Genomic DNA, 14,433 nt, shown 5'->3' on the forward strand with positions numbered 1-14,433 from the left:
CGGTTGTCGTGGGTTCGAACCCCATCATCCACCCCATTTTTTCCTGAGTTCATATAGTCGGTGATTGGCGCAGCTTGGTAGCGCACTTGGTTTGGGTCCAAGGGGTCGCAGGTTCAAATCCTGCATCACCGACCATCTCCCCTTAAGTTAAAATAGCGCACTTGGTTTGGGTATTCTTAATCCCACGGGTCGCAGGTTCAAATCCTGCATCACCGACCATTCTTCTACAATTACTCATCGATTTCTCAGTTGAAAAAACGTCGTATTTTTACCGTCGGACTTTTCATTTCCTTATTTTATCTCGTTTATAGTAAGTATTCACCAAATCTATAATGGGGTGCTTTATGCATTCGCCTTCCTCTTGGTTTAAAAAGCGCAAATATTGGCTAAAACGGTAATTTAATTACAGTTTTGCTGGTCAAAAAGCAACCGGCCCCTTGCCGGAAGGGGGCTTAATAAATGCTAAATTAATGAATATTAATGCTTATTTTCCGCTGCATAGCCTGGATCGATGTTGCTTGCCGGTGGTGCCGGGTAGGCGTTTTTGCTATACTGGCGCCGGTCAAAATACCGGAGGAGTTATGATAAACCCAAGCTGGCGTAGGGTCGTACTAAAGGTGGGTAGTGCCCTGATAGCGCCAGACAACGAAGGATGTAGCGAACAATATTTACGTCCAATCGCTGAATTTATCCACCAATGCAGAAAGCAAGGCCGGGAAGTCATTCTGGTGTCGTCTGGTAGCGTGGCGGCTGGCCGTCATCATTTTAATTTTCCACACCAACGGGTGCCCATTGCGCTCAAACGTGCCATGGCTGCTGTTGGTCAAAACCAGATGATGAACTTCTGGACCAACTGTTTTGATTTCCCTTGTGCACAGGTATTGCTGACGCATGGCGACCTCAGTGACAGAGTACGTCACGTTAATATTCAAAACACCTTACGAAAGCTGCTTGACCATCAAGTGCTGCCTATTGTTAACGAGAACGATACGATTGCCACGGACGAGCTGAAAGTCGGTGATAACGATAATCTCGCTGCCATGGTGGCGACGGTTGTCCAGGCTGACGCGCTGATTATCTGTTCTGATGTGAAAGGACTCTATACAGCTGATCCGAGTAAAGATCCATTGGCAACGCTCATTCCGGAAGTGAGCAAAATTGATGCTGCTATTTATAGCCTGGCAGGTGGGGCAGCATCGGCGGTAGGTACCGGCGGTATGCGTACTAAAGTAGAGGCTGCTGAAAAAGCTACAGCGCAGGGCGTTGATACCCTGATCGTTGATGGTCATCAGCTTGAAACGTTTGAGTGTCTTTTAGCGGGTGAGAATCCTGGCACAGTGTTTTTTGGCCAGCATAAACCGTTACCGGCTAAAAAGCATTGGGTACGCCATACCTTGCGGGCGAAAGGCGAAATATGGGTTGATGATGGCTGCGTTGAAGCGCTGAGTCAACACGGCGCATCGCTGCTTAGTAGCGGCATTGTCCGCGTTAAAGGTGAATTTGATTCTGGTGATGCGGTTATTATTCGTTGTGCTAAGGGCACCCGCCGGATTGCCAAAGGTGTAAGCCGTTTTAGTGCTACGGAGTTATTTTCAATTAAGGGACAGCAGAGCCGCGATATTCCGAAGCGCCTGGGCTATTGCCCGGCTGGCAGTGATGCTGTAATCCACCGTAGTGAAATGATGTTATTGGAGAAATTATGATTTCTGATGTTGCAGCCACCCTGGCTGCTCAGGCAGCCAAGGCTGCTAAAGCTGTTGCTATCTTATCAACAGAGCAAAAAAACTTTGTATTACAAAGCGTTGCTAATCGTATCCGTGAAGCGACCGGTGCCATTATTGCAGCAAACAAAGATGAAGTTGCCCAGGCGGGCAGTAACGGGACCAGTGCGGCAATGATTGACCGGTTAACCTTGAACCCGGAACGTATTGAAGCAATGGCTCAGGCGATTGAACAGATTATTCAGTTACCCGATCCGGTTGGGTCTACCCGGCAAATTGAGCAGCGCCCTAATGGGATAAATATTGCCAAAACCCGGATTCCGCTTGGTGTAATCTGTATGATTTACGAAGCCCGGCCCAATGTTACCGCTGATGCCGGAGCCTTGTGCTTTAAGTCAGGTAATGCGGTGATCCTACGCTGCGGTCGCGAAGCGATTAACACCAGTTTGGCAATTGCGGCGGCGATGCGTCAGGCATTGCGTGACCACGACTTGCCAGAAGAAGTGATTACCATAGTGCCGGACCCTGATCGGGATTTATTGTTAGCATTGCTAAAACAAGATCAGTTTATTGATTTGGTAATTCCCCGTGGTGGTGAAGGCTTAATTCGCTTTGTTACTGAGCAAAGCCGTATTCCGGTCATTCAGCACTTTAAGGGTGTTTGTCATTTGTATGTTGACCAAACTGCTGATTTAAATATGGCACTTAATTTACTGGTTAATGGCAAGGTGCAACGGCCAGGGGTGTGTAACGCGCTCGAAGGCCTGCTGGTCAACAAGCATCAGGCAGCTGATTTTCTGCCGATGGTTGCGAAAGCGTTGGCGGAGCATCAGGTTAAGGTGCATGCCTGCAAACAAAGTGTCGGTTATTTTAGCGGTGCTTCGGCCATTGCTGACGATGAATTTGGTCAGGAGTATCTGGCGCCGGAAATCGCTATCAGAGTGGTAGACGACATGGACGCGGCGATCGCCCACATAGATCAGTTTGGTAGTCAGCATACAGAAGTGATTTGCACGGCTGACCAGGCTAATGCGGATCGGTTTATCCGCACGGTTGATACGGCAGTGGTGATGCATAATGCTTCTTCGCGTTTCTCTGACGGAGGCGAATTAGGATTAGGTGCCGAAATAGGGATATCGACCAGCAAGCTGCATGCTTATGGTCCGATGGGCCTGGAAGCACTTACAACTGAAAAATATGTTGTTACCGGCAGTGGCCAGACGCGTAGTTAATGTTTAATGGCAGTGCCAGTGGGTAAATCTGCTGGGTAATGCACTACAGATAATTGACTAACTTATTGAACAGACTTAGCTTTATGAGGTTAAGTCTGTTTTTTATTTTTTGTCAAGATAAACAACGAAAACAAGCAGGGCTAAAGGCTCGACTATGAGGATTTAGCCCGCTATAATGCCGCGTCCATTTTTATAACAGGTCAGGTTCAGCTTAAGTTTTTCGAGTCCAGACCATACAAGCACGGCGTATTTCAGACGCCTGATTTTGATTTCGAGGTAGCATGATGCAAGTTTCTGTGGAAACCACCCAGGGTTTAGAGCGCCGTTTAACGATTACTGTACCGGCTGACAAGATTGATTCAGAAGTAAAAAACCGCTTGCGTGATCTGGCAAAACGCCAGCGTATTGATGGTTTTCGCCCGGGTAAAGCACCGGTGTCAATTATCCAGAAACGTTTCGGTCAAGCTGTGTTGCAGGAAGTGGCTTCAGAGCAAATGCAACGTTCATTTTATGAAGCGGTAATTGAAAACAAGCTAACCCCAGCCGGAGCGCCTACTTTTGCTCCAGGTACTTTGGCGGCAGGTAAAGATTTAGAATTCGCAGCGACATTTGAAGTGTATCCGGAAGTGACAGTAGCGAATCTGGAAAAAATAGAAGTGAATAAGCCAAAGGTTGACATTGGTGAAGAAGATCTGGCAAAAATGCTGGAAACGCTACGCAAGCAACATGCTAAATGGCAACAGAAAAAAGGCGCCGCTGCTACTGGTGACCGGGTAACAATGGATTTTGTCGGCTCTATTGACGGCGAAGAATTTGAAGGTGGCAAGGCTAGCGACTTCCAATTAGAGCTGGGCCAGGGCAGGATGATCCCAGGCTTTGAAGATGGTGTTGTTGGCAAAAAAGCAGGCCAGGAAGCCACCGTTGAAGTGACGTTCCCTGAAGATTACCACGCGGAAAACCTGAAAGGTAAAGCTGCCAGCTTTGCAGTTACCGTTAAAGCTGTAGAAGAGCAGGTTTTACCGGAATTAAACGATGAGTTTGCCACGCTATTTGGTTTAGCCGAAGCCAGTGTTGACGCCCTTAAAACCGAGGTGCGGAAAAACATGGAGCGCGAGCTTAAGCAAACGATCAAAGGTAAAGTTAAAGAGCAGGTAATAAAAGGTTTACTGGCGAATAACGAAGTCGAAGTACCACAATCGTTAATTGGCGGCGAAGTTGAAGTATTGCGTAAGCAAGCATTACAGCGGTTTGGCAATAACGTTGATCCTAAGCAGTTACCTGAATTACCCGCTTCATTGTTTGAAGAACAAGCTAAAGACCGGGTTAAAGTAGGTTTATTGTTAGGTGAAGTGATCAAAACCAACGAACTGAAAGTAGACAACGCTAAAGTTGAAGAATTAATTGCTAATGTTGCGTCTGCGTATGAAGACCCAGCCGAAGTGGTTCAGTATTACCACAGCAACAATGAATTAATGCAAAGCATGCGCAATGTGGCACTGGAAGAGCAGGCTATTGAATTAATTCTGGCTAAAGCCAAAGTCAATGAACAAGCTGCTGCCTTTGACGAGATAATGAACCCGCAAGCCACCAACTAAGATTGACTTATCGTGGTATGACGGTTTTAATGGCTCGAACAGCAGTTCGGGCCATTTTATTTTCCGGCCGCTTTTATTTTCCGGCAAAACTATACCGAGTTTATTTTAAGGGACCCCATTTATGCCAATGTCACGTGATATGACTGACATCATTAACGCTTTAGTACCTATGGTGGTTGAGCAAACCGCAAAAGGTGAACGCTCTTATGACATTTTTTCCCGGCTGTTAAAAGAGCGGGTTATATTTTTAACTGGCCAGGTTGAAGACCATATGGCTAACCTGATAGTGGCGCAGCTTTTGTTTCTTGAATCGGAAAATCCGGAAAAAGATATCTACATTTATATCAATTCGCCAGGCGGTTCAGTGACGGCGGGTTTATCAATTTACGATACTATGCGCTATATTAAACCTGATATCGCCACAGTGTGTGTTGGTCAGGCTGCCAGTATGGGTGCGTTTTTATTGTCAGGTGGTACTAAAGGTAAGCGTTACTGTTTACCCAATGCCCGGGTGATGATTCATCAACCTTTGGGTGGCTTTCAAGGCCAGGCGACCGATTTTGAAATTCACGCCCGCGAAATTCTGGGTATAAAAGAAAAACTAAACCGTCTGATGGCTGATCATACAGGTAAAACGTACGAAGAAATTGTCAATGATACTGAGCGAGATCGTTTCTTAAGCGCACAGCAAGCCTTGGATTATGGCCTGATCGATACCATATTGAGTAAAAGAGACGCGAAATAATTAAAGCAGGGTGGCCAGTTTAGAGGTCACCAGCGACGTAAAAAGAGGTAGTTACATGTCTGATCACCGCAATGACGGCGATAAAAGCGGCAAATTATTATATTGCTCGTTTTGTGGCAAATCACAGCATGAAGTGCGTAAGTTGATCGCAGGGCCACAAGTTTATATTTGTGATGAATGCGTTGATTTATGCAACGACATTATCCGTGAAGAAATTAAAGATATTTCGCCTAAACGTGAATCCGATACGTTACCCACACCACGTGAGATACGTGCTCATCTGGATGACTACGTCATTGGTCAGGAGCATGCCAAAAAAGTATTGGCGGTTGCTGTTTATAACCATTATAAACGTCTTCGTAGCGCTCAGAATAAGCAAGAGGTTGAGCTGAGCAAAAGTAATATACTGCTGATTGGCCCAACCGGAAGTGGTAAAACATTATTGGCTGAGACGCTGGCGCGATTACTGGACGTGCCGTTCACTATGGCCGATGCCACAACCTTAACCGAAGCCGGTTATGTCGGTGAGGACGTTGAGAATATCATCCAGAAGCTGCTGCAGAAATGTGATTATGACGTTGAAAAAGCCCAGCGCGGCATTGTGTATATTGACGAAATAGACAAAATTTCCCGCAAGTCAGACAACCCGTCAATTACCCGGGATGTATCGGGTGAAGGTGTCCAGCAAGCCTTGTTAAAGCTAATTGAGGGCACTATTGCCTCAGTGCCGCCGCAAGGCGGGCGCAAGCACCCGCAGCAGGAATTTTTACAGGTTGATACCTCGAAAATTTTGTTTATCTGTGGTGGCGCTTTTGCCGGCCTGGATAAAGTCATTGAACAGCGCAGCGCCAAAGGTGCCGGTATCGGTTTTGGTGCCACGGTAAAGAGCAAGGAAAGCACCCGCAGTTTAAGTGAATCGTTCCGGGATGTAGAGCCTGAAGATTTGGTTAAATATGGTTTAATTCCGGAGTTTATTGGCCGGTTGCCGGTGGTAGCGACGTTAACAGAGCTGGATTTAGACGCCTTGGTTCAGATACTCAGTCAGCCAAAAAATGCGCTTGTTAAGCAATTTGCTGCGTTATTTAAAATGGAAAATGTTGAACTTGAGTTTCGTGACGATGCCTTGAAGGCCATTGGTCAAAAAGCCATGGAGCGCAAAACAGGTGCCCGGGGTTTGCGATCAATCGTAGAAGGTGTGTTGCTTGACACCATGTATGAGCTGCCATCGATGGAGGATGTCAGTAAAGTGGTGATTGATGAAACAGTGATCCGGGGCGAGACGCAGCCCATACTGATTTATGAAAACAGCGAACCCGAAGTGGCGCAATCCAAATAATGCAATCAAACTAACAAAAAGGAGCTGAATCAGCTCCTTTTTCGTATACACAATTGAAGTTTGCCAAATTAACCCCATATACTGGGTATCAGGTGTCGCCCGCAGTATTAATTCGAGAGATAATCAATGACAGTAGAACAAACTGAACGTTTGCATATGCCGGTATTGGCGTTGCGTGACGTCGTCGTTTACCCCCACATGGTGATCCCCCTGTTTGTCGGTCGGGCTAAATCTATCAAGTGTTTAGATGCGGCAATGGACAATGACAAACAGATTTTTCTGGTCGCGCAAAAAGACGCCACCCTGGATGACCCCAGTGCGGATGATTTGTATCAGATTGGTACCGTTGCCACTATTTTGCAATTGCTGAAGCTGCCAGATGGCACCGTCAAAGTACTGGTTGAAGGTGCTAAGCGCGCCCGATTAACCGAGTTTACCGAGACGGAAGATGCGTTTGCTGCGCATGTTGAGCTTATTTCCTCTATCGATATTGATAGCAGCGAACAGGAAGTTTTCTTGCGCTCTGCGATTAATCAGTTCGAAGGTTATATCAAGCTTAATAAAAAGATCCCGCCAGAAGTACTTACCGCGTTAAGCGGTATCGATGATGCGGCGCGGCTTGCCGATACTATGGCTGCGCATATGCCACTGAAGGTAGATGACAAACAGAAAGTTCTGGAGCTGGTTGATGTAACCGAGCGGCTGGAATATCTGATGGCCATGATGGAAAGCGAAATAGACATTTTGCAGGTTGAACGGCGCATCCGTAGCCGGGTTAAAAAGCAAATGGAGAAGAGCCAGCGCGAATACTATCTGAACGAACAGATGAAGGCGATTCAGCGTGAGCTTGGCGATCTGGAAGACGCGCCCGATGAATTTGAAGCACTGGCAAACAAGATTGAAAGTGCCAAGATGCCGGTTGAGGTAGCCAATAAAGCTAAGGCTGAGCTACAGAAGCTGAAGATGATGTCGCCAATGTCGGCAGAGGCGACCGTAGTGCGCAGTTATATTGATTGGTTAGCGACCGTACCATGGAAGGCCCGCAGTAAGGTGAAGAAAAATCTGGCGGCGGCAGAGCAGGTGCTGGACGCTGACCATTATGGGCTTGAAAAAGTCAAAGAACGCATTATTGAATATTTGGCAGTGCAACAGCGGGTGAATAAATTAAAAGGCCCGATTTTGTGTCTGGTAGGCCCGCCAGGGGTGGGTAAAACCTCTCTTGGGCAATCGGTAGCAAAAGCGACCGGTCGTAAGTATGTACGCATGGCGCTCGGTGGTGTGCGTGACGAGGCTGAGATCCGTGGGCATCGCCGCACTTACATTGGCTCTATGCCGGGTAAAATTATTCAGAAAATGGCGAAGGTAGGTGTGCGTAATCCGCTTTTCCTGCTGGATGAAATAGATAAAATGGCCTCGGATTTCAGAGGCGACCCGGCGGCGGCACTGCTCGAGGTGCTGGATCCCGAACAAAATGCGACTTTCAGTGATCACTATCTTGAGGTTGACTACGACTTATCGGATGTGATGTTTTTTGCGACATCAAACAGCCTGAATATTCCAGCTGCATTGTTGGACAGAATGGAAGTTATCCGGTTGTCGGGCTACACCGAAGATGAAAAACTGAATATCGCCAAACAGCACCTTATTTCGAAGCAAATTAGCAGAAATGGTTTAAAACCGCATGAGCTGACTATTGAAGACAGCGCCATTATCGGTGTTATTCGTTATTACACCCGAGAGGCTGGTGTGCGGAGCCTGGAGCGGGAGATCTCTAAACTGTGTCGTAAAGCGGTTAAGCAGATATTACTGCATGCCGACACTAAGCAAGTGGTAATTAACGCTGATAATTTGGAAGAGTTTCTGGGTGTACAGCGCCACGATTATGGTAAAGCGGAAGACAGCAACCGGATTGGTCAGGTTACCGGCCTGGCGTGGACCGAAGTAGGTGGTGACTTATTGACTATTGAGGCTGCTTCAGTGGTTGGTAAGGGCAAACTTACTTATACCGGATCGCTGGGTGATGTTATGAAAGAATCTATTCAGGCGGCGATGACAGTCGTTCGCAGCCGTGCTGAAGTGCTGCGGATAAACGAAGACTTTTATGAGAAGCGGGATATCCATGTTCACGTGCCGGAGGGGGCGACCCCCAAAGATGGACCTAGTGCCGGTATTGCCATGGTGACAGCGCTGGTGTCAAGCTTAACCGGTAATCCGGTGCGGGCAGATGTCGCCATGACAGGTGAAATTACTCTGCGAGGCGAAGTATTACCGATTGGCGGCTTGAAAGAGAAGCTACTGGCAGCGCATCGTGGCGGCATTAAGCGCGTGCTGATCCCGCATGACAATATTCGTGATTTAAAAGAAATACCGGATAATGTAAAAGGCGATATCGAAATTAAGCCGGTGAAATGGATTGAAGATGTACTTGAATATGCACTGCAGGAGCCTACAGACCGCATTAGTGCAGTAAATACGGCAAAAAAACCAGCAAATAGCAAAAAAACCACAAAAAATCCGGCTTAGGGGCTTTTCATTCCCGTTGGCTGTGCTAAGTTATGGTCAGTTTCGACCCAGCCCTTATATAATAAGGGCTGCGGTTAAAGCAAAAAAAATATTAGTTTGAAAGCGTCTTCTGCTTGCAAGACATCAAGATGCTTGTTATAACGAAGCGCAGTCTAGAAAAGCTAATAACTACTAGTTGTAGAAAATAATAACAATTGAAGGGGATGATATTGTGAACAAGTCTCAACTTATCGACAAAATTGCTGCTAACGCAGATATCTCAAAAGCGGCAGCTGGTCGTGCACTGGACGCGTTCATTGACGCTGTTACTGATGCTCTTAAAGAAGGCGACTCTGTAGCTTTAGTTGGTTTTGGTACATACAGCGTACGTGAGCGTGCTGCTCGTACAGGCCGTAACCCACAAACCGGCGCTACTATTCAAATCGCTTCTGCGAAAATTCCTTCTTTCAAGCCAGGTAAAGCGTTAAAAGACGCCGTAAATTAACTGGTTGCTTGCCCCGGCGCGCCGGGGCAGCCTGTAAAGTCCGGATGAGTTATCGGGCTTCATTAAAAAAGGCGCATCTGTTAAGATGCGCTTTTTTTTTAAGACAACTTACCGTAAGTTGAATATAGAGATGTCGCGAAGATGTTAGAGAGAATCAGAGAAGGCTCCCAGGGTGTTGTTGCTAAGACCATTCTGGGTTTGGTCATTCTTACTTTTGCCCTGGCAGGAGTTGGCAGTTACTTAAGCTCGCCAACCGACGTTGCCGTGGCAGTCGTAAATGGCGAAGAAATTAATCAGACTCAGTTCGAACAGGCGCTGCAACGTGATCGTGCCCGCATGCAGCAGCAGTTTGGCGAGATGTATGAAACGATTGCAGCTGATCCGGCTTATAACAGCCGCTTTCGCGGTGAAGTGCTGGAACGCCTGATCGATGAAACGTTGCAGCAGCAGTTCGTTCGCAAACTTGGCATTCGGGTAGGGGATGATCAGGTGCGTGATACTATCCGAAGCTTGGGTGAATTTCAGGTAGACGGTACCTTTAATAATGACCGGTATATCGCTCTGCTACGGCAGATGGGCTACCAAAGCGCCGATTTCCGTGAAATGGTGCGCGAAGACATGGCTGCAAGTCAATTTCGGGCAGGTGTATTTGCCAGTGAGTTCTATTTACCCTCTGAGATCCAGCAAATTCGCAAGCTGGAGCGACAAAGCCGTGACATCAGCTATTTCGTGGTAAAAGCAGAGAACTTTGCAGATCAGGTAACAATCAGTGAGCAAATGATTGAAGACTATTATCAGATGCAACTGCAACGCTTTGAAACTGAGCCCAAAGTGGCTGCCGAGTATGTCGAATTGTCGGCAGCGGCCATTGCTGAAGAGATTGAAATTACTGAGCAGCAAATTCAGACGTATTATGACGCCAATAAAGCACGTTTCAGCACTGCTGAGCAGCGTGAGGTTGCCCATATTATGTTGGAGTCTGAAGGCGCTGACGATGCCGTAGCTGCTGAAGCCGCGGCGCTGTTGAGCCAATTACGTCAGGGAGCAGATTTTGCCGAACTAGCCAAAACACGTTCAGCAGATACCTTTTCAGCTGAAAATGGTGGTGTACTGGGTGCGCTGGAACCCGGACAAATGGACCCGGACTTTGAGCAAGCTGCTTTTGCCCTGACAAATACCGGCGAGCTAAGTGACGTGGTACAAAGTGAATACGGCTATCACATCATTAAACTGGTGAGTTTTACCCCGGGACAACAGCAACCTTTAGCTGAAGTTCAGCAAAGCATTGTCGAGCGGTTAAAACAGGAGCAAGCGACAGAGCAATTCTATCAACTGCAGACCAGAATGGCTGAAGTGGCGTTTGAAGTGCCTGACAATCTGGAGGAGACTGCCGCCGTGCTGGGTGAGCGTGTACGTGCAACACCATTGTTCAGCAAAGAACAGGCTACCGAGCCGCTGACCCATCCAGCTGTGATCAACAAACTTTTTGATCAGCAGTTTATCAATGATGGCTTGAACAGCGATCCAATTGAAATTGGCAGTCAGCATTTGCTGGTTGTTCGGGTAAAAGAGTTTCAACCGGCCCGGACCTTACCCCTGGCGGAAGTTAAGTCAGAAATTACCGAATCCCTGAAAGTGGAGCAGCAGGCTAAATTGGCACAGGAGCAAGTAACAGCGTTATTGGCTGATCAGGCTGATATCAGTGCTCTGGCACAGCAGGCTGGTGTTACGCTGCAAACCGCGGATGCAACGCCTCGCTTCGGTGGTAGCTTAGACCCGCAAATTCGAAGCAAAGCGTTTAAAATGGCACGTCCGGTAGCGGGGAAGGCCAGCATAGATTCGGTGACACTGGCCAGCGGTGATGTGGCAATTGTTGCAGTGTCTGGTGTGCAGGATGTTGAAGTGACGTCAATTCCTGCAGATGAAGAGCTTGACAGTATGGCTCAGCGACAGGCGGAGCAGGGTTATCTTGCGCTGGTAGCTGCATTAAAAGCCAACGCCGAAATCAGTCGTAATTTACGCGCGGCTACCCCGGAACAAAATTAACTGGCGTACCACGCTTAACTGAAAAAAACCGTGCTCTGAGCACGGTTTTTTATTTGCTGCGGCCTTGTATTGCCGTGCGGGAGAAGTGGGTTCGCTTCAGACACCTGAGCTGTTAATCAGCTTTCTGGTGTATTCATGAGCCGGAGCAGCGAAAACCGACGTTGTAGTGCCATAATCGACGGCTTGCCCCTGATGTAACACCAGAATGCTATCACTGATATGGCGAACTAATCGGAGTTGGTTACTGATAAGCAAATATGCCAGTCCTGACTTTTGTTGTAACTCCAGCAGTAAGTTAACAATTTGCGCCCGTAACGTTGGGTCTAACGCAGTTAGCGCTTCGTCCAGGATTAGCAGTTTTGGGTCTAAGATAAGCGCTCTGGCTAATGCCACCCGCTGCAACTGGCCGCCCGAAAACATATGGGGGTAGTATTCAGCGTGTTCGTCCAGTAAGCCGAGTAACTTCAGAGTTTGACCAATTTTAAGCCGGCGTTGCTGCTGATCAAGCACCGTACTGAAACACAACACGTCCTCAAGCATCTGACCGACTTTTTGTGACGGGTTTAACGAGCGCCCGGCATCCTGAAAGATAAAGCGGATTACATGGTTGTATTTTTTATAGTGACTGATTTGGACCGGTTGACCCGCCAGCAAAATCTGGCCGCTGTCGGGTTTTTCAATACCCACCAGTAGTTTAGCCAGTGTACTTTTGCCAGAACCTGTTTCACCGACGATAGCTAGGGTTTGCCCTTCAGCCAGGGTAAAACTAATGTTTTCAAGCGCCGTAACATGCTGGCGGCCAAACCAGCCGCGTTGTTTACTGTATACTTTGCCAAGCGCCTGAACTTCCAGTAAATCACTCATTTACTACCCTTAGTCGTTAACGGAAAATGACAGCTGAAATAGTGATTTTGCTGGCGCTCCAGTGCCGGAGTTTTTACGCACTCTTTACGGGCATTGGGACAGCGTGGCCCGAGCCGGCAGCCTATTGGCACATGTTGTAATGTTGGAATACTGCCCGGTAGCGCATAAAGCGGCGTTTTCGCGGCTAAATCAGGCTGAAACTCGGGTACGCTCTTAATCAGGGCATCGGTGTAAGGATGCAAAGGTGTGTTTAAAAGCTGGCTGGTTTCACCGGCTTCAACCAACTGGCCACAATATAAGACACTGAGCTTCTGGGTGTAGCGCGCCACGCTTTCAAGCTCATGGCTTATCAATAGTACTGACATGCCCTTAAGCTGATTAAAGCTGGCCAGTAGTCTGAATAGCTGGGCCTGGGTTGTGCTTTCCAGTGCTGTTGTCGGCTCATCAGCAATCAGTAGTTTAGGGTTTTTCGCTATGGCCATGGCGATCATAACTTTCTGGCATATGCCCTCTGACAGTTGATAGGGGTAACTTTGCAATACCCGCTGATGGTCGCGCACGCCAACTTTATGCAGTAGCCCTATCGCTTTTTTACGGCGCAGGGCATTGCGGCGCCACCAGGGAGCATTAAGTAAATGGTCAGGTATCGCCTCTTCTAACTGTTCGCCAATAAGGGCTGTAGGATCGAGGCTGCGACTCGGTTCCTGATAAATCATGGCAATGTCCCGGCCAATAATTTGCCGGCGCTGTTCCGGGCTAAGTCGTAATAAATCTTTACCCAGCCAATGAAACCGGTCCGCTGTTACCTGCCAGCGGCGGTTCAATACGCCGACAATAGCTTTGGCTATCAGACTTTTACCCGAACCTGATTCTCCTACCAGACCGCGGGTTTCACCCTCTCGCAAACTTAGGCTTACTCTGTCAACTGCCCGTACCAAGCCATCGGCGGTGTCCAGCTCAATGGTGAGGTTTTTTATATCGAGCAATAACATTTAACTTTGCCGCCTTTTCAAAATTGCGGTTTTCAAACCATCACCAACCAGATTAACTGATAACACTGCGGTGAAAATAAGTAAGCCCGGAATTGCCACACTGCTTGGTGCCAGGTAGATCAGGTCAAGTGAATCGCTGATCATTGCGCCCCATTCCGACAAGGGCGCCTGGGCGCCAAACCCGAGAAAGCCCAGTGCCGCGATATCTAAAATGGCAGTAGAAATAGCCATAGTGGCCATTATCGTTAGTTTCTCCCAGATGTTGGGGATGACCAGTCTGCTCAATACATGCCAGTCGTTTGCGCCATCTAAACGGTAGGCTATCACATAGTCCTGTTTTAGCTCTTCATCAATCGCATTACGGATACCATGCACAAATTGGGGGAGTAACGCCAGCATAATAGCCCAGGTAGTATTGATAAGTCCCGGACCAATTATGGCAACAATGATTATTGCTAAAAGTAAGGAAGGGATCGTCAATGCTAAATCGAGGATATGATTGAACACGCTGGATTTAACACCCTTACTCATGCCAGCGAGTGCACCAAGCAGCAAACCCATCAGCAGAGCTCCTGCTACGGTAATAAGCGCAAAACCAAAGGTATAACTGGTACCTTTAATCATTCGGGACAGCAGATCCCGGCCAAGGTCATCAGTACCAAAGGGATATTGCACCAGGCCAGCAGCACTCCAGGACGGGGGTAACAGCAGCAGTTCATCAACCTGTAAGTAGGGATCATGTGGCGTCACCAGTGGCGCCAGCAGGCTGATAACAAAGAATCCGATAAATAAGAATAAGCCGGCCATCGCCGAATGTTGTCTTTTAAACTCCCGCCACAGCTGTTTTAGCGGTGAACGGTTGTTTTCTTCAAGGTATAACCGAAATTTACTCACA

General features: G+C 47.7%; 11 protein-coding genes and 1 tRNA gene. 9 read left to right on the forward strand and 3 right to left on the reverse strand.

Features of this window, described 5'->3' with window-relative positions:
- The first annotated feature begins 58 nt into the window (after positions 1–58).
- From ABY802_RS07755 to ABY802_RS07795, 9 genes are all read left to right on the forward strand, one after another.
- Positions 59–135 (forward strand) — tRNA-Pro (locus tag ABY802_RS07755).
- Positions 136–581: 446 nt separating this feature from the next.
- Entirely contained in the window at positions 582–1,703 is a 1,122-nt protein-coding gene (gene proB / locus ABY802_RS07760; RefSeq protein ID WP_372626477.1) for a glutamate 5-kinase, read from the forward strand.
- Entirely contained in the window at positions 1,700–2,953 is a 1,254-nt protein-coding gene (locus tag ABY802_RS07765; protein WP_372626479.1) for a glutamate-5-semialdehyde dehydrogenase, read from the forward strand. The genes proB and ABY802_RS07765 overlap by 4 nt, the downstream gene beginning before the upstream one ends.
- Positions 2,954–3,234: 281 nt before the next feature.
- Positions 3,235–4,548 (forward strand): trigger factor, encoded by a 1,314-nt coding sequence (tig, locus tag ABY802_RS07770; RefSeq protein ID WP_372626480.1) that lies wholly within the window; start codon positions 3,235–3,237, stop codon positions 4,546–4,548.
- A gap of 139 nt (positions 4,549–4,687) precedes the next feature.
- Entirely contained in the window at positions 4,688–5,293 is a 606-nt protein-coding gene (clpP, locus tag ABY802_RS07775) for an ATP-dependent Clp endopeptidase proteolytic subunit ClpP (RefSeq protein ID WP_372626502.1), read from the forward strand.
- A 55-nt stretch (positions 5,294–5,348) separates the two neighbouring features.
- Positions 5,349–6,629, forward strand: a complete 1,281-nt coding sequence (gene clpX, locus ABY802_RS07780; RefSeq protein ID WP_372626481.1) for an ATP-dependent protease ATP-binding subunit ClpX — start codon at positions 5,349–5,351, stop codon at positions 6,627–6,629.
- 126 nt (positions 6,630–6,755) lie between these two features.
- Positions 6,756–9,152, forward strand: coding sequence for an endopeptidase La (lon, locus tag ABY802_RS07785; RefSeq protein ID WP_372626482.1), 2,397 nt, complete (start codon positions 6,756–6,758; stop codon positions 9,150–9,152).
- A 211-nt stretch (positions 9,153–9,363) separates the two neighbouring features.
- Positions 9,364–9,636, forward strand: a complete 273-nt coding sequence (gene hupB / locus ABY802_RS07790) for a nucleoid-associated protein HU-beta (RefSeq protein ID WP_019674802.1) — start codon at positions 9,364–9,366, stop codon at positions 9,634–9,636.
- 141 nt (positions 9,637–9,777) lie between these two features.
- Complete coding sequence (locus ABY802_RS07795) at positions 9,778–11,682, forward strand: SurA N-terminal domain-containing protein (protein ID WP_372626483.1); 1,905 nt, start codon at positions 9,778–9,780, stop codon at positions 11,680–11,682.
- A 96-nt stretch (positions 11,683–11,778) separates the two neighbouring features.
- Here ABY802_RS07795 and ABY802_RS07800 read toward each other — a convergent pair whose 3' ends face one another.
- The 3 genes from ABY802_RS07800 to ABY802_RS07810 are packed head-to-tail and all read right to left on the reverse strand — an operon-like array spanning position 11,779 to position 14,432.
- Positions 11,779–12,546, reverse strand: a complete 768-nt coding sequence (locus ABY802_RS07800) for an ATP-binding cassette domain-containing protein (RefSeq protein ID WP_372626484.1) — start codon at positions 12,544–12,546, stop codon at positions 11,779–11,781.
- Complete coding sequence (locus ABY802_RS07805) at positions 12,543–13,538, reverse strand: oligopeptide/dipeptide ABC transporter ATP-binding protein (protein WP_372626485.1); 996 nt, start codon at positions 13,536–13,538, stop codon at positions 12,543–12,545. The genes ABY802_RS07800 and ABY802_RS07805 overlap by 4 nt, the downstream gene beginning before the upstream one ends.
- Positions 13,539–14,432, reverse strand: coding sequence for an ABC transporter permease subunit (locus ABY802_RS07810; RefSeq protein WP_372626486.1), 894 nt, complete (start codon positions 14,430–14,432; stop codon positions 13,539–13,541).
- Position 14,433: the final 1 nt, after the last annotated feature.

Origin of the sequence: Arsukibacterium sp., assembly GCF_041616895.1 — a bacterium.
Classification (GTDB): Bacteria; Pseudomonadota; Gammaproteobacteria; order Enterobacterales; family Alteromonadaceae; genus Alishewanella.